The sequence below is a fragment of the Sphingopyxis sp. BSN-002 genome, from assembly GCF_022024275.1.
GTDB lineage: Bacteria > Pseudomonadota > Alphaproteobacteria > Sphingomonadales > Sphingomonadaceae > Sphingopyxis.
The window spans coordinates 3,494,210-3,508,742 of sequence record NZ_CP091804.1 but is presented as its reverse complement, the minus strand read 5'-3'; the positions used below and the strand labels follow the sequence as shown (position 1 = coordinate 3,508,742).

Here is a 14,533-nt window from a genome sequence, read left to right as displayed (position 1 = left end):
TCGCCCGCGGGCGACGAAGCGAAATAAAATAGCGCCGGATTACGATTTGGCGTTTCCGTACAATCGCGAATCGCCCCGCAGGCATAATCCACCCTTGCGACCCAGAAGAGCTCTTCCTCTGACGAGGACAGAGACCTTCATCTTGGCACCCGTTTGGCATCCGCCGGGCGGGTGCTTTTTTTGGGCCATGATTTTCTTGCGCGCCCGAAACCCCGCCTTGCTTGCGCACTGCGAACCCCTCGCCTATATAAGTGGAGTAATTTACTCCAGTTAAGAATCGTTCGCAATTGCGACGGAAAAGAACATGCGCCTGTCGAACCTTGCCGATTATGCCGTGGTGCTGATGAGTGCCGCCGCCCGTCAATGCGGGTCGGTGGCACTCAGCGCGGGCGTGCTTGCCGAGCAAACGGGCATTCCGGGGCCGACCGCGCAAAAGCTGGTGAGCAGCCTCGCGCGCGCAGGCCTGCTGGTTGCCTCGCGCGGCAGCGGCGGCGGCATCCGCCTCGCGCGGCCCGCGGCGGCGATCAACGTCGCCGACATCATCGAAGCGGTCGAAGGGCCGATCGCCCTCACCGCCTGCGTCGCCGAAGGGCGCCATGACTGCTCGCTCGAAGGGAGCTGCAAGGTGCAACCGCACTGGGGCGTTGTGAACGGCGCGGTGCGGGGCGCACTGGCGGACATCAGCCTCGCCAGCCTTTCGACTGCGCCGAAACCGACATTCACCCGGCCGACCCCCGCGATGGCCGGCGACGAGATCAGATTATGACCGACAACACCGAAACCCCCGTCAAGGATCAGGCCGCGCACGACGCCGCGGCGAAGGTCGCCGATTATGAGCATGGCTGGTCCTCGGCCATCGAGACCGACTTCGCGCCCAAGGGGCTGACCGAGGATACGGTCCGCTTCATCAGCGCGAAGAAGAACGAGCCCGAATGGATGCTCGACTGGCGGCTGAAGGCGTTCCGCCATTGGCAGACGATGGAGACGCCCGACTGGGCGAAGCTCAACGTCCCGCCGATCGACTATCAGGACGCCTATTATTACGCGGCGCCCAAGCCGAAGCCGAAGCTCTCCAGCCTCGACGAGGTCGATCCCGAGATCCTTGAGGTCTACAAGAAGCTCGGCATTCCGATCGAGGAGCAGAAGGTCCTCGCCGGCGTCGAGGGCGCGCGCAAGGTCGCGGTCGACGCTGTGTTCGACAGCGTCAGCGTCGCGACGACCTTCCGCGAGGAACTGAAGCGCGCGGGGGTGATCTTCCTGTCGATCAGCGAGGCGATCCGCGAATATCCCGAGCTGGTGAAGAAATGGCTCGGCAAGGTCGTGCCGATGCACGACAATTATTTCGCGACCTTGAACTGCGCGGTCTTCTCCGACGGCACCTTCGTTTACGTGCCCGAAGGTGTCCGCTGTCCGATGGAGCTCAGCACCTATTTCCGCATCAATGCCGAGAATACGGGACAGTTCGAGCGGACGCTGATCATCGCCGACAAGGGCGCGTACGTCAGCTATCTCGAAGGCTGCACCGCGCCGATGCGCGACGAGAACCAGCTTCACGCCGCGGTGGTCGAACTGGTCGCGCTCGACGATGCCGAGATCAAATATTCGACCGTCCAGAACTGGTACCCCGGCAATGCCGAGGGGCTTGGCGGCATCTATAATTTCGTGACCAAGCGCGCGCTGTGCCAAGGCAAGCGCAGCAAGGTGTCGTGGACGCAGGTCGAAACCGGCAGCGCGATCACGTGGAAATATCCGAGCTGCGTGCTGAACGGCGACGACAGCGTCGGCGAATTCTATTCGGTCGCGGTCACCAACAATTACCAGCAGGCCGACACCGGCACCAAGATGATCCACAATGGCAAGCGCACGCGCTCGACCATCGTTTCGAAGGGGATCAGCGCGGGCAAGTCGAACAACACCTATCGCGGCATCGTTCGCGTCGCGCCCAATGCCGAGGGCGTCCGCAACTTCACCCAGTGCGACAGCCTGCTTTTGGGCAGCACCTGCGGCGCACACACCGTGCCGTACATCGAAGTCCGCAACCCGAGCGCGACCGTCGAACATGAAGCGACGACAAGCAAGATCAGCGACGACCAGCTCTTCTACGCGATGCAGCGCGGACTGGGGCAGGAAGAAGCGGTGGCATTGATCGTCAACGGCTTTGCCAAGGAAGTCCTGCAGCAACTGCCGATGGAGTTTGCGGTCGAGGCGCAGAAGTTGCTGGGGATCAGCCTTGAGGGGTCAGTTGGGTGAGCAACGATTTGCCCGAAAATCTCGGAAGCGAGTTCTGGTTTGCATTATTCATGCTCCTGCTCTGCTGCGCGGGAAGCTATCTCGGCTTCACGCGGGATAATCCGACCGCAGCCTCGGTCGGCGCATTGCTCGCCTTCTTTTATATTCACCGACTGGTGACACGCCTTCGCGACGTGCGGCTCGCACGTCACCTGAAACAAAACCCTGAATTATTGCGGATTTATAATGCTCAAAATCGATAACCTCCACGCCACCGTCGCCGACAAGCCGATCCTGAAGGGCCTGTCGCTCAGCATCAATGCGGGCGAGATCCATGCAATCATGGGTCCCAACGGCGCGGGCAAGTCGACGCTCTCCTATGTCCTCGGCGGACGCCTAGGTTATGAGGTCACCGAGGGCTCGGCGACCTTCGACGGGCAGGACCTGCTCGAAATGGACCCGCACGAACGCGCCGCCGCCGGCCTCTTCCTCGGTTTCCAGTATCCGGTCGAAATCCCCGGCGTGTCGAACGTCCAGTTCCTGCGCGAGAGCCTCAACGCCCAGCGAAAGGCGCGCGGCGAAGAGCCATTGTCTGGTGGCGACTTCCTGAAGCTCGCGCGCGAGAAGGCGGGGCTGCTCAAGCTCGACATGGACATGCTCAAGCGCCCGGTGAACGTCGGCTTTTCGGGCGGCGAGAAGAAGCGCAACGAGATGGTGCAGATGGGCATCCTCGACCCCAAGCTCGCGATCCTCGACGAGACGGACTCAGGCCTCGACATCGACGCGCTGCGCGTCGTCGGCGACGGGATCAACGCGATCATGCGTCGCCCCGACAAGGCGGTGCTGCTGATCACCCATTATCAGCGCCTGCTCGACTATGTGCAGCCCGATTTCGTCCACGTCCTCGCCGCCGGCCGCATCGTCAAGTCGGGCGGCCCCGAACTCGCGCTTGAGCTTGAACGCGAAGGCTATGCGGAGATCGCGGCGTGATCCTCGCCTTCGCCCTTCTGACAATTGCGCAGGCGCCCGAGCCGGTACCGACCGACGAGGAAATCGTCGTGATCGCACAGAAGCTGGGCAGCCTTGCTGTGATGGTCGGCCGCGACGCCAAGGGTCGCTATCATTGCGACCTCAGCGAAAGCAGCGGCAACGCGCGTCTCGATGCGCAGCTTTGCAAGACGAGTGCGACCTGCGTCAAGAAGGGCGCATCGAACCAGACCGAAGTGAAGGCCTGCATCGACAAGCGCAAATCGACTTTGCTCGCGGACTTCCGCCGCGAATGGGCGGAGCGCCGGCCATGACCGCCCTCCCCAACCGGCGCGACGAAGCGTGGCGCTATAGCGATTTGGGCGCGGTGGCCGCGGCGTGGCCGCTGCCCGCGCCCGAGAGCATCGTCGTGCCCGCAGGCGGCGACTTCCGCCGCGCGATCGTGCAGGACGCAGGCGATATCCGCCAGATCGAACTCGTGCTCGGCAAGGGCGCAACCGCATCGCTGCACGTGCTCAACATCGGCGGTGCCTATGGCCGCATCGAGCTCGCCGTGACGCTCCACGAAGGTGCCGACTTCCATCTCGGCGCGGCGCAGATCGGCGGCGGCGAACAAAATCTCGAGATCGTCACCACCGTCACCCACGCCGAACCCGGCGCGACGTCGCGGCAGATGGTTCGCTCGGTCCTCGGCGGCACCGCGACCGGCACCTATCTCGGCAAGGTCGCCGTCGCGCGCGATGCGCAGCAGACCGACAGCGAGCAGGATGTGAAGGCGATGCTGCTCGACCGCAGCGCGACCGCCAACGCCAAGCCCGAGCTCGAAATCTTCGCCGACGACGTCAAATGCGCGCACGGCTGCGCGATCGGCGAACTCGACGCGATGAGCCTCTATTATCTCCAGTCGCGCGGGCTGCCGCCCGCCGAGGCGAAGAAGCTGCTGCTGCAGGCCTTCGTCGCGGGCGCCTTCGACGGCGCCGAGGATGAGGAAAGGCTGCAGGCGCTCGCGCTCGCGAAATTGGGGGAATTGGTGTGACCAACCTCCCTTCCCCGTTCGCATCGAGCGAAGTCGAGATGCCCATCGGTAACGCACGCCTTCGGGGTGTCTCGACTTCGCTCGACACGAACGGGATTAGAGACCAGTTCCCCGGCCTCAACCCCGGCTGGCACTATCTCGACACCGCCGCGACCGCGCAAAAGCCGCAGGCGGTGATCGACGCGACGGTGAACGCGATGGGCCGAGACTATGCGACCGTGCACCGCGGCGTCTATGCGCGTTCGGCCGACATGACGCTGGCCTATGAGGCGGCACGGCGGCGGATCGCGGCGTTTATCGGCGCGCGCGAGAATGACGTAGCTTTCGTGCGCGGCGCGACCGAGGCGATCAACCTCGTCGCCTATTCGCACCCGCGCAAGGGCCGCGTGCTGCTGTCGGTGCTCGAGCATCACAGCAATATCGTGCCCTGGCAGCTCGCGGGCTGGCAGGTCGATGTGTGCCCGCTGACCGCCGACGGCCGCATCGACCTCGACGCCGCCGAAAAGCTGCTGACCCCCGAGCACACGATGGTCGCCTTCGCGCATGTCTCGAACGTGCTCGGCAGCCCGCTCGACGTCGCGCGCGCCGCCGAACTCGCACACCGCGTCGGCGCCGAACTGCTGATCGACGGCTGTCAGGCGGTCCCGCGCCTGCCCGTCGACGTCGCGGCATTGGGCTGCGACTATTACGCCTTCTCGGGCCACAAGCTCTACGGCCCCACCGGCATCGGTGTGTTGTGGAGCGACAAGCTCGACACCTTGCCGCCGTGGCAGGGGGGTGGATCGATGATCGACCGCGTAACTTTCGCGAAAACCACCTACGCCCCCGCCCCCACCCGCTTCGAGGCGGGCACGCCGGCGATTATCGAGGCGATCGGGCTCGCAGCGGCGGTCGATTATGTCGAGGCGATCGGGATCGACGCGATCCACGCGCACGAGATCGCGCTCGTCGGCAAGCTACGCGAGGCGCTGGCGCGCAAGAACAGCATCACGCTCTATGGCCCTGAAAACAGCGCCGGAATCGTGAGCTTTTCGATGGCGGGGGTTCATCCGCACGACATCGGCACTATCTTGGACGAAAGCGGGGTCGCGATCCGCGCCGGGCACCATTGCGCACAGCCGCTGATGGAGCATCTGGGTGTCCCCGCGACCGCGCGCGCGAGCTTTGGCGTATACAGCAATCAGGACGATGTGACGGCGCTGATCGAGGGCCTGTCACGCGTCGAGAGGATTTTCGGATGAGCGAGGATCGCATGATCAAGGTGGAAGAAGTGACGAGCGTCGAGGCGCCGCCCAAGGCGCGCGTCGAGGATGTCGAGACCGCGCCCGAAAAGCTGGAGCGCAAGCGCGACTATCTGGAGGGCTTCCTCGCGGCCAAACCCGTGGCGGTCGAACCCGGCGCGGTCGGCGGCGACCTCTATGAGGCCGTGATCAATGCGCTCAAGGACATCTATGACCCCGAAATCCCGGTGAACATCTACGACCTCGGGCTCATCTACAATGTCGAGATCGACGAGGGTCATGTGATGGTCACGATGACGCTGACCACGCCGCATTGCCCGGTCGCCGAATCGATGCCCGCAGAGGTCGAGTTGCGCGTCGGCGCGGTTCCCGGGGTCGGCGATGCCGAGGTCAATCTCGTCTGGGATCCGCCGTGGTCGCCGCAGAATATGAGCGACGAAGCGCGCCTCGAACTGGGAATGCTGTGATGACCGAGACAAAGACCCGCGCCCGTCCCGCCGCCGTCGCGCTGACCGGGAACGCCGAGGAACGCATCGCCAAGTTGATGGCGGCCGCCCCCGAGGGCGCGATCGGCGTCCGCCTGTCGACCCCGCGCCGCGGCTGCTCGGGCCTCGCCTATTCGGTCGACTATGTCACCGAAGAGCAGAAGTTCGACGAGAAGATCGAGACCCCCGGCGGCACCTTCTACATCGACGGCGCGTCGGTGCTTTACCTGATCGGCAGCACGATGGACTGGGTCGAGGATGATTTCGCCGCGGGCTTCGTCTTCGAGAACCCGAACGCCAAGGGCGCGTGCGGCTGCGGCGAGAGCTTCACCGTCTGAATCCGGCCTAGCGGCAGACTGACCAGCCACCCATCCGCACCGCCATGTCGAGGTGGAAATGATTGGCGTGCGCGGCGTTATGATCGGGTGACAGGACCGTCGAGAACAGGTCGCATGACCCGTCGCGCACCGCGTGCAGAAACTCGCTACGCCTGTCGCCCGGCTTCCAGTCGTTGATCAGCGTGATGCGTGTCCCGTCGGCCAGAACGAAAGCCGAAATATCGATCGCATTGGCGGTCGAATGCTCGCTCTGTGCATCGCGGCCGGCGATCTTGCGGCAATTATAGCTGCCCATATTTTCCAGCTCGACGACATTCTGTCCGAAATATTTCCGCGCCGCCGGCTGCACGACATCGCGGGCCCAGAGCGCCATCGCCGCGGTCACGGCGCAGCCCGGCGCGGCGTTGGCCGGACGCATGGTGGGCACGAAGCCGTTGCCGGTCAGCACCATCCGCTGGCTTGCGCGGCACAGGCCCGTCCCCACGACCGGCCGCCGCTCATAGCCCGCCTTCGCCCGGTCGAAGGCGGCGAAACAGGCGGCGTCATCATCCGTGAAATTCATCAACTTGCGGTGCGTCGCCCAGCCCTGCGGATGCCCGAGTTCGAAGCGTGCCCCCGGGAAATGCTCGGGATGCTGGCGCACCCATTGCATGAAGCGGATCGCCCCGAGCGCCAGCACGACGGCGATGGCAAACCAGATCAGATAGGGGCGCAGGCTTTTCATTCGCCCCAGATGGCGCGCGAGGCGCCAGCGGGCAAGCTTCAGAGCGGTTCGAATCTCACCGACAGCCCGTCCTTCGGCCGCGGGATCGGCAGCATCTGCCATTCGGGCGCATAGCTTTCGGCGACGACGATCCGGTGCGTGGTGACGACATGGTGGAAGAAGATCTTCGCCTGCATGTAGGCGAAGTGCAGTCCCAGGCACATATGCGCGCCGCCGCCGAAGGGCACCCACGCATATTTGTGCCGGTCGCGGGTCGGTTCGGGCGCGAAGCGCATCGGGTCGAACCTCTCGGGTTCGGGCCAATGCTCCTCCATCATGTGCGTGAAGGCGGGGCTGACGCCGACCGAGGTCCCCGCCGGAATGCGATAGCCGCCGAATTCGAAATCCCTGAGCGCACGGCGCGGGAAGCTCGGCACCGGAGGCACGAGACGGAGCGATTCCTTGAACGCCCATTCGGTCATCTCGAGTTCGCCGAGCCCGTTGTGCCCGACCCCCTCGCCAGCCGGCGCGACGCTCAGCATCTCCTCGCGCAGCCGGTCCTGCCACTCGGGATGTTTCGCGAGCTGGTACACCATGGTGGTGATCGAACTCGTGATCGTGTCGTGCGCCGCCATCATCAGGAAGTTCATATGGTCGACGATCGCGCCGATGCTGAGATATTCGCCGTCGTCGTCCTTTGCGCGGCAGATCTGGCTGAAGATATCCTCACCCGCGCCGTCGCGGCGCTCGGGGACCATCTTGCCGAAATAGTCGACGAGGTACGCGCGCCCCTTCGCGCCGCGGCCCATCGCGGTGAAGGGCAGCGGACGGCGCACGACGCCGATCGAGGCCTGTACCATGTCGACGAAGGCCTTGTTGACCTTGTCGGCCTCGGGTCCCCACGGAATGCCGAGGAAGCTGGTCGCGGCAAGGTCGAGCGTCAATTCCTTGATCGCCGGATAGAATTTGAAGGTCTTGCCACTCCACGCGCCAATCCGGTCGCGGATGCCCTCGTTCAGCGAGTCGGCATAATGGCGCATCGGTTCGGGCTTGAACGCGACCGACAGAACCTTGCGGTCGGCGCGATGCTTTTCGAAGTCCATCAGCATCAGCCCGCGCGGGAAAAGCAGGTTGAGCACCGGACCCCAGCCCTGTTCGGACGAGAATATCTTCTCGCGGTCGAACATTACGAGTTCGTTCGCCTCGGGCCCGTGCAGCGCGACGCTGCGTCCGCCAAAGCTGTTGTTGCGATAGACACGGCCGTATTTGCCCACCATCCGCTGCGTGAACGAAGGATAGTCGCGCAGCTGTTCGAGCGTGTTTCCGATGATCGGCATGCCGTCCTCACCGGGAATATGGTCGAGCGCTGCATCGGGATTGCGCGGCAGCCAGTGCGCGGTGTCGGGGCCGAAACGGCCTTCCGACCATTCGAGTTTCGCAGGCGCGTTCATCGGGGAGGCCTCATCTTCGTTGCGATAATGCCATGGCTATCGAACTACTGACATCAATGCAAGTAACGCCTGTCCCGGCATCGGACTCCATTCACCGCAAATTCAACTCGACTCATGCATTCTCATGGCAAGATAACGGGTCGCATCCGTTTGGACCCTAAAGGACAATGCCATGGCCAAGAGTTTTCGGCGCCCCCTCTCCATCGCGCTCGCGGCGCTCGCGACGACGACGCTTGGCGGCTGCTATTACGGCGACGTTTACGGCTCCAGCTATGCCGGCGGCGACTGTGCGACACGCTATGGCGCGGATTATTATGATTATGACGGCTACGCCTATGACGACGGCTATGGTTACGACTGCTACGACGGGTCGGACTACGGCGGCGGCTTCGCGCAGATCGGTTTCGGTGGCGGCTGGTACGACAACTATTATTACCCCGGCTACGGCCTGTGGCTCTTCGACAGCTATAACAACCGCTACCCGCTGCGCGGCCAGTATCTGAACTATTGGGGCGGGCGCCGCGCGTGGTGGAAGCATCATGGCGGCGACGGAAAATGGAATCATCCGGGCCGCGGTGACGGCCATGGCGACGGCCGACCCGGACGGCCCGGCGGGTGGAACGGACACCCCGGCCGCGGCGACGGTCAAGGAAACGGACAGCCTGGTCCTGGCGCCGGCAACGGCAACAACGGCACCCCGCCGACGACGACCAACCCGGGACGGCCCGATCGCCCGTGGGTCGGGCGCCCGCCGCGGGGCGATGGCAACTCGGTTCGCCCGCGCCCGCCGCGTGCCGACGCCCCTGTCGGTTCGCCCGATGGCAGCGCGGCAACGCCGCCGCGGAACTGGACGCCGCGCAACCCCGGCGCGGCCGGACGTCCGCCGCGGCAGGCCCCGATGGGACAGCCGGGCGGCTATCGCCCTGCCCCGACACCGCAGGCGACCGCGCCCGCGCCGGTGCGCAGCGCGCCGCCTGCCGTCCGCAACGAGACGCGACCGGCCCCGCAGGGCCGCGCCCCGCGCGTCGATCGGCCGAACCACACCCGCGAGGACTGACCGGCGCGATCAGCTCTCGGCGGGCGGTGTCCGCTTATCGCTGACCATATCTTCCTGAAGGTCGAGCCCGCGCGCGCCGTGATGCGACGTGTGCGCGGGCGCGTGCGGTCGATCGGCGAAGGCCGCGTCGGGTTCTTCGAGCATGCCTTCCCATTTGGTGATGACCGATGTCGCGACGGCATTGCCGACGACATTGGTTGCAGTGCGGCCCATGTCGAGGAACTGGTCGATCGCGAAGATCAGCGCCACGCCCTCGACGGGCAGGTCGAACATCGCCAGCGTCGCGGTGATGACGACCAGGCTGGCGCGCGGCACCGCGGCGATCCCCTTTGACGACACCATCAGCGTCAGCAGGATCAGAATCTGCTGCGTCATCGACAGCTCGATATTATAGGCCTGCGCGATGAAGATCGTCGCGAAGCTGGCGTACATCATCGATCCGTCGAGGTTGAAGCTATAGCCCAGCGGCAGCACGAAGCCCGAGATGCGGCGCGGCACGCCAAAACGGTCGAGCTGCTCGAACAGTTTCGGCATCGCCGCTTCCGATGACGCGGTCGAGAAGGCGATCAGCAACGGTTCGCGGACATAGCGGATCAGCTGGACGATGCGTTTGCCGAGGAAGATCGCACCGATGCCGAGCAGCAGCACCCACAGCAGGACGAGCGACATATAGAATTCGGTGACCAGCTCGGCGTAGGTACCGAGGATGCCGAGGCCATATTTGGCAACGACGCCGGCGAGCGCGCCGAACACCGCGATTGGCGCCAAACGCATCACATAGCCAGTGATCTGGAGCATCAGCTCGGCGAGCGCCTCGGCCCCGCGTACCAGCGGCTTGCCCTTTTCGCCGATCGCGGTGAGGCCGACCCCGGCGAAGAGCGCGAAGACGAGGATCTGGAGGACGTTGTTCTCCGCCATCGCCTGGAAGATGTTCTTCGGGAACACATGTTCGATGAATTCGAACAGGTCGAGCTTCTTGACCTCGCCGACCTCGGCCAGCGAATGCGCGCCGACGGTCAGGTTGAGGCCGGCCCCCGGCTCGAAGAAATTGACCATGATCAGGCCGAGGCTGATCGAGATGAGGCTGGCGAGAATGAACCACGCAATCGCGCGGCTGCCGATACGCCCGAGCGCCGAGCTGTCGCCCATATGCGCGATTCCCGCGACCAGTGTGCCCAGAATCAGCGGCGCGACGATCAGCTTGATCAGGTTGAGAAAAATGGTCGAGAGCAGCGTGAAGCTGCGAAGCCAGTAGGTGAATGCCTCGCTGTCGGCGGGCACGGTGACCCGGACGGCATAACCAACGATGACCCCTAGGATCATGCCGATCAGAATATAGAGTGTGAGGCGACGGCCCATCTTCATGCTCCCCTGTCCCGCAGCGGCGGGTCCTTATGAAGCGGGGGTAACAGGGTGGCGCGCCGCTCGCAATCGGCTCGCACGATTATTGCGTGGGCATCCCCTTCCGGCCGGGACGCGCCGCGACCTGGATCAGCCGTTTTGCGCCCGGTGCAACAGCTTGTGATCGGCCAGAACCAGCGCCATCATCGCCTCGACCACCGGGGCGCCGCGGATGCCGACGCACGGATCGTGGCGACCCTTGGTGACGATATCGGTCGCCTCGCCCGCCTTGTTGATCGTCGGGACAGGCGTCAGGATCGAACTGGTCGGCTTGAATGCGACGCGGACGACCACCGGCTGGCCGGTCGAGATGCCGCCCGCGATACCGCCGGCGTTGTTCGACAGGAAATCGGGCCGGTTGCTACCGTCGGTCGCAGGGCGCATCGGGTCGGCATTTTCCTCGCCGCGCAGCCGCGCCGCCTGAAAGCCCGCGCCGATCTCGACGCCCTTCACCGCATTGATCCCCATCATCGCCGCGGCGAGGTCGCTGTCGAGCTTGGCATAGATGGGCGCGCCCCAGCCGGCAGGAACGCCGCTCGCGGCGCATTCGATCACCGCGCCGAGCGAGGAGCCCGATTTGCGTGCCGCGTCCATCAGCCCTTCCCAGCGCTGCGCGGCGGCCGGATCCGGGCAGAAAAAGGGATTGCGATCAATTTCTTCGAGGTCGAAGTTCGCGGGATCGATCGCGTCGCCGCCAATCTCGGCGACCCACGCGTGGATCTGGACCTCGGGAATGATCAGCCGCGCGACCCCGCCCGCGGCGACGCGCGCCGCGGTCTCGCGCGCGCTCGACCGGCCGCCGCCGCGATAGTCGCGGATGCCATATTTGGCGTCATAGGCATAATCGGCGTGGCCGGGGCGATAGGCCTGCGCGATCTCGCCATAATCCTTCGAGCGCTGGTCGACATTCTCGATCATCAGGCTGATCGGCGTGCCCGTCGTCTTGCCCTCGAAAATGCCGGACAGGATGCGCACCTGATCGGGCTCCTGCCGCTGCGTCGTGTGGCGCGACTGGCCGGGGCGGCGCTTGTCGAGGAAAGGCTGGATGTCACCCTCGGACAGCGACAGCCGCGGCGGGCAGCCGTCGACCACCGCACCAAGTGCGGGCCCGTGGCTCTCCCCCCAGGTGGTGAAGCGAAGAACACGTCCGAAGCTGTTGAAACTCATGTGCCTACCCCAAGCGGCCGAAGGCGGGTGCATAGTCCGCGCGGCCGCCTTGCGGCCATTCAGCGCCGCTGTCCAGCATCATCGCCATGAAATGCGGCCCGGCAAAGGGTGAGGCGAAGCGGGCCGCGAGCTCGGGCGAATAGCCGAATCGCGGGTAATAGGCTTCGTGACCGAGGACGAAGCTCATCCGGACGCCTTGCCCGCGCAGCCCGTCAAGGCCGGCCCGTATCAGCGCTGCACCGATCCCCTGCCCCTGCAAGGCCGGGGACACCGATACAGGCGCAAGACCCGCAGCCCGCAGCGGCGCGCCCTCCGCCTCTACGTCCATCCGGCTGAAGAGGACATGTCCGACAATTTCGCCCTCGCGATCAGCGACGAGAGAAGTCATGACATCTCCGTCGTCCCCGATCATGCGAACGAGTTCGGCCTCGCCCTGATGACCGAATTCGGTCGCGCAGAAGGCGGACCGGATCAGGCTGTCGATCGCATCGCCATCCGCCGCCGTCGCGGCGCGGATGACGATTTCGTCAGGCAAGCGCGATGTCCGGCGCGTCTTCCTGCTTCATGCCGATCGTGTGGTATCCTGCATCGACATGGTGCGTTTCGCCGGTAACACCCGATGCGAGATCGCTCAGCAGATAGAGCGCCGAGCCGCCGACGTCGTCGATCGTGACGTTGCGGCGCAGCGGTGCGTTATATTCGTTCCACTTCAGGATCAGACGGAAGTCGCCGATGCCGCTCGCCGCCAGCGTCTTGATCGGGCCGGCCGAGATCGCGTTCACCCGCACACCCTGCGGACCGTAGTCGTTCGCAAGATATTTGACGCTCGTCTCGAGCGCCGATTTGGCGACGCCCATGACGTTATAATGCGGGATCACCTTCTCGGCGCCATAATAGCTGAGGGTCAGCAGCGAACCGCCGCCGGTGCCCGTCTCGGGATCGAAGGGCGTCATCATCGCCGCGGCGCGCTTCGCGACCGCGGTGAAGCTGTAGACGCTGATGTTCATCGTCATCAGGAAATCTTCGAGTCCCACGTCGGCATAATGGCCGCGCAGCGCTTCCTTGTTGGTGTACCCGATCGCGTGAACCACGAAGTCGATCGTCGGCCAGCGCGCGGACAGCGTGGCAAAGGCGGCGTCCAGATTATCCATGTCGGCGACGTCGCAGTCGATCAGGAAGTCGCAGCCCAGTTCATCGGCAAGCGGCTTTACCCGCTTCAGCATTACGTCGCCCTGATACGAGATCGCCAGCTCGGCGCCGTGCGCATTCAGCGCCTTTGCGATACCCCAGGCGAGCGACTTGTCGTTCGCGAGGCCCATGATCAGCCCGCGCTTGCCCTTCATCAGACCCGTCATTGTTTTTCTCCGGCCTTTTTGTCTTCGATAATTACGTCGTCGATGCGCCCAATAGCGTCATGGCCCAAATCCTCAACCTCCACCAAGGCTGCATTGAGTTCGGCGCCGACCACCATACCCAATCCGACGAGGTAGAAAAAGAAGAGCGCGACCATCACGCCCGCAAGGCTGCCATAGGTCACGTCATAGCTGAACAGGCTGGCGAGGAGCGGCGGCAGCGCCAGCGTGACGCCGATCCACCAGAGCGTCGTGAACAATGCGCCGGGCCATTTCGGGCAATTTTTGAGGCGCCGGTATTTCGAAGGGGTCAGCGAATAGAAGAGCAGATAGATCGCAAGGAACAGCCCCAGACCCGACACGCCGCGCGAAATCGCCACCGTGCCCGCCGATTGATAGGCCGCGGGAAGCACGCGGGTGATGAACTGCTCGATCCCGACGATCAGCACCTGCATGCTGAACGACAGGATCATCAGCACGACCGCCCCGGTGATGATCCCGATCGACAGCAGGCGGTAATGGAAAAACCCGCGGCTGAAATGCGTGCCATAGGCACGGCGCAGGATGTCGCGCATCGTCTCGATGAAGCTGCCGACGGTCCACAGCGCAACGAGCGCGCCGATCCACAGGAAGATACCGGTGCGCGCGCCCATCACTTCGCGGATCGGCCCCGCCAGCGCCTTGGCGACGGTCGGCGGCATCAGCGAGAAAACGGCTTCGATCGCCGTTTCCCCGCCCTGGCTGCCGCCAAGCAGGCTGAGCGCCGCGGCGACGAGGATGAAGAAGGGGAAAAGCGCGATCAGCGCCAGATAGGCCAGGTTGCCGGCGTGGATGAAGCCGTCGGTATAGGTACCGACCACGACGCGGCGCAGGATCCTGAACGCACGCGTGCCGGGGCCCAGTGTCTCGCGCCCGCGGTCGATGACACCCTGTGCTCGCGCGCGCAGCTTGACGCGCTTGGCGCGCTCGGCGCGTGCCTCGGGCGAATGCGGCGAATGACCTTCGGCAAGAAACTCCTGACCGACTTCCGCGGCCACTTCGCGTTCAAGCGCGGCAACGATCTTTTCCTGTTTGCCCTCAGCCACG

General features: G+C 64.7%; 17 protein-coding genes. 10 read left to right on the top strand and 7 right to left on the bottom strand.

Annotated features, from left to right (window positions below; genetic code table 11):
- Positions 1-304: 304 nt before the first annotated feature.
- From L7H23_RS17355 to L7H23_RS17315, 9 genes are read left to right on the top strand one after another with little or no spacing between them, the layout of a single operon-like run.
- On the top strand, positions 305-766 hold the full coding sequence (locus L7H23_RS17355) for an SUF system Fe-S cluster assembly regulator (protein WP_237837115.1): 462 nt from the start codon (positions 305-307) through the stop codon (positions 764-766).
- On the top strand, positions 763-2,250 hold the full coding sequence (sufB, locus tag L7H23_RS17350) for a Fe-S cluster assembly protein SufB (protein ID WP_237837114.1): 1,488 nt from the start codon (positions 763-765) through the stop codon (positions 2,248-2,250). The genes L7H23_RS17355 and sufB overlap by 4 nt, the downstream gene beginning before the upstream one ends.
- Complete coding sequence (locus L7H23_RS17345; protein WP_237837113.1) at positions 2,247-2,492, top strand: hypothetical protein; 246 nt, start codon at positions 2,247-2,249, stop codon at positions 2,490-2,492. Before sufB ends, L7H23_RS17345 begins: the two co-directional genes overlap by 4 nt.
- Entirely contained in the window at positions 2,476-3,219 is a 744-nt protein-coding gene (gene sufC, locus L7H23_RS17340; protein WP_237837112.1) for a Fe-S cluster assembly ATPase SufC, read from the top strand. Before L7H23_RS17345 ends, sufC begins: the two co-directional genes overlap by 17 nt.
- Positions 3,216-3,530, top strand: coding sequence for a hypothetical protein (locus L7H23_RS17335; protein WP_237837111.1), 315 nt, complete (start codon positions 3,216-3,218; stop codon positions 3,528-3,530). The genes sufC and L7H23_RS17335 overlap by 4 nt, the downstream gene beginning before the upstream one ends.
- Positions 3,527-4,252: a SufD family Fe-S cluster assembly protein gene (locus L7H23_RS17330; protein ID WP_237837110.1), complete on the top strand. Its 726-nt coding sequence runs from the start codon at positions 3,527-3,529 to the stop codon at positions 4,250-4,252. Before L7H23_RS17335 ends, L7H23_RS17330 begins: the two co-directional genes overlap by 4 nt.
- 38 nt (positions 4,253-4,290) lie before the next feature.
- The gene (locus tag L7H23_RS17325; RefSeq protein ID WP_237839289.1) at positions 4,291-5,493 is read left to right on the top strand and encodes a cysteine desulfurase; all 1,203 of its coding nucleotides are present in this window, start codon (positions 4,291-4,293) and stop codon (positions 5,491-5,493) included.
- Entirely contained in the window at positions 5,490-5,960 is a 471-nt protein-coding gene (locus L7H23_RS17320; protein WP_237837109.1) for an SUF system Fe-S cluster assembly protein, read from the top strand. The genes L7H23_RS17325 and L7H23_RS17320 overlap by 4 nt, the downstream gene beginning before the upstream one ends.
- The gene (locus tag L7H23_RS17315) at positions 5,960-6,316 is read left to right on the top strand and encodes an iron-sulfur cluster assembly accessory protein (protein WP_237837108.1); all 357 of its coding nucleotides are present in this window, start codon (positions 5,960-5,962) and stop codon (positions 6,314-6,316) included. The genes L7H23_RS17320 and L7H23_RS17315 overlap by 1 nt, the downstream gene beginning before the upstream one ends.
- A 7-nt stretch (positions 6,317-6,323) precedes the next feature.
- Here the strand turns inward: L7H23_RS17315 and L7H23_RS17310 are convergent, their stop codons facing one another.
- Entirely contained in the window at positions 6,324-7,040 is a 717-nt protein-coding gene (locus tag L7H23_RS17310) for an extensin family protein (protein WP_237837107.1), read from the bottom strand.
- Positions 7,041-7,078: 38 nt separating this feature from the next.
- A complete protein-coding gene (locus L7H23_RS17305) occupies positions 7,079-8,470 on the bottom strand; it encodes a cytochrome P450 (protein WP_237837106.1) in 1,392 nt (463 codons plus the stop codon).
- A gap of 172 nt (positions 8,471-8,642) precedes the next feature.
- Here L7H23_RS17305 and L7H23_RS17300 point away from each other — a divergent pair, with 172 nt between their 5' ends.
- Positions 8,643-9,527 (top strand): hypothetical protein, encoded by an 885-nt coding sequence (locus L7H23_RS17300; protein WP_237837105.1) that lies wholly within the window; start codon positions 8,643-8,645, stop codon positions 9,525-9,527.
- A gap of 9 nt (positions 9,528-9,536) precedes the next feature.
- On the opposite strand, the gene L7H23_RS17295 is transcribed toward L7H23_RS17300, so the two are convergent.
- The 5 genes from L7H23_RS17295 to L7H23_RS17275 form a co-directional block, all read right to left on the bottom strand.
- On the bottom strand, positions 9,537-10,886 hold the full coding sequence (locus tag L7H23_RS17295; RefSeq protein WP_237837104.1) for a dicarboxylate/amino acid:cation symporter: 1,350 nt from the start codon (positions 10,884-10,886) through the stop codon (positions 9,537-9,539).
- A gap of 132 nt (positions 10,887-11,018) precedes the next feature.
- The gene (gene aroC, locus L7H23_RS17290) at positions 11,019-12,095 is read right to left on the bottom strand and encodes a chorismate synthase (protein ID WP_237837103.1); all 1,077 of its coding nucleotides are present in this window, start codon (positions 12,093-12,095) and stop codon (positions 11,019-11,021) included.
- 4 nt (positions 12,096-12,099) lie between these two features.
- On the bottom strand, positions 12,100-12,630 hold the full coding sequence (locus tag L7H23_RS17285; RefSeq protein ID WP_237837102.1) for an N-acetyltransferase: 531 nt from the start codon (positions 12,628-12,630) through the stop codon (positions 12,100-12,102).
- Positions 12,623-13,450 (bottom strand): enoyl-ACP reductase FabI, encoded by an 828-nt coding sequence (gene fabI / locus L7H23_RS17280; RefSeq protein ID WP_237837101.1) that lies wholly within the window; start codon positions 13,448-13,450, stop codon positions 12,623-12,625. Before fabI ends, L7H23_RS17285 begins: the two co-directional genes overlap by 8 nt.
- Positions 13,447-14,532, bottom strand: coding sequence for a YihY/virulence factor BrkB family protein (locus L7H23_RS17275; protein WP_237837100.1), 1,086 nt, complete (start codon positions 14,530-14,532; stop codon positions 13,447-13,449). Before L7H23_RS17275 ends, fabI begins: the two co-directional genes overlap by 4 nt.
- Position 14,533: the final 1 nt, after the last annotated feature.

Bases quoted from the DNA above. Each gene is read 5' to 3' on its own strand.
- L7H23_RS17355 (WP_237837115.1), top strand. From the start codon at position 305: ATGCGCCTGTCGAACCTTGCCGATTATGCCGTGGTGCTGATGAGTGCC.
- sufB (WP_237837114.1), top strand. From the start codon at position 763: ATGACCGACAACACCGAAACCCCCGTCAAGGATCAGGCCGCGCACGAC.
- sufC (WP_237837112.1), top strand. From the start codon at position 2,476: ATGCTCAAAATCGATAACCTCCACGCCACCGTCGCCGACAAGCCGATC.
- L7H23_RS17330 (WP_237837110.1), top strand. From the start codon at position 3,527: ATGACCGCCCTCCCCAACCGGCGCGACGAAGCGTGGCGCTATAGCGAT.
- L7H23_RS17325 (WP_237839289.1), top strand. From the start codon at position 4,291: ATGCCCATCGGTAACGCACGCCTTCGGGGTGTCTCGACTTCGCTCGAC.
- L7H23_RS17320 (WP_237837109.1), top strand. From the start codon at position 5,490: ATGAGCGAGGATCGCATGATCAAGGTGGAAGAAGTGACGAGCGTCGAG.
- L7H23_RS17315 (WP_237837108.1), top strand. From the start codon at position 5,960: ATGACCGAGACAAAGACCCGCGCCCGTCCCGCCGCCGTCGCGCTGACC.
- L7H23_RS17310 (WP_237837107.1), bottom strand. From the start codon at position 7,040: ATGAAAAGCCTGCGCCCCTATCTGATCTGGTTTGCCATCGCCGTCGTG.
- L7H23_RS17305 (WP_237837106.1), bottom strand. From the start codon at position 8,470: ATGAACGCGCCTGCGAAACTCGAATGGTCGGAAGGCCGTTTCGGCCCC.
- L7H23_RS17300 (WP_237837105.1), top strand. From the start codon at position 8,643: ATGGCCAAGAGTTTTCGGCGCCCCCTCTCCATCGCGCTCGCGGCGCTC.
- L7H23_RS17295 (WP_237837104.1), bottom strand. From the start codon at position 10,886: ATGGGCCGTCGCCTCACACTCTATATTCTGATCGGCATGATCCTAGGG.
- aroC (WP_237837103.1), bottom strand. From the start codon at position 12,095: ATGAGTTTCAACAGCTTCGGACGTGTTCTTCGCTTCACCACCTGGGGG.
- fabI (WP_237837101.1), bottom strand. From the start codon at position 13,450: ATGACGGGTCTGATGAAGGGCAAGCGCGGGCTGATCATGGGCCTCGCG.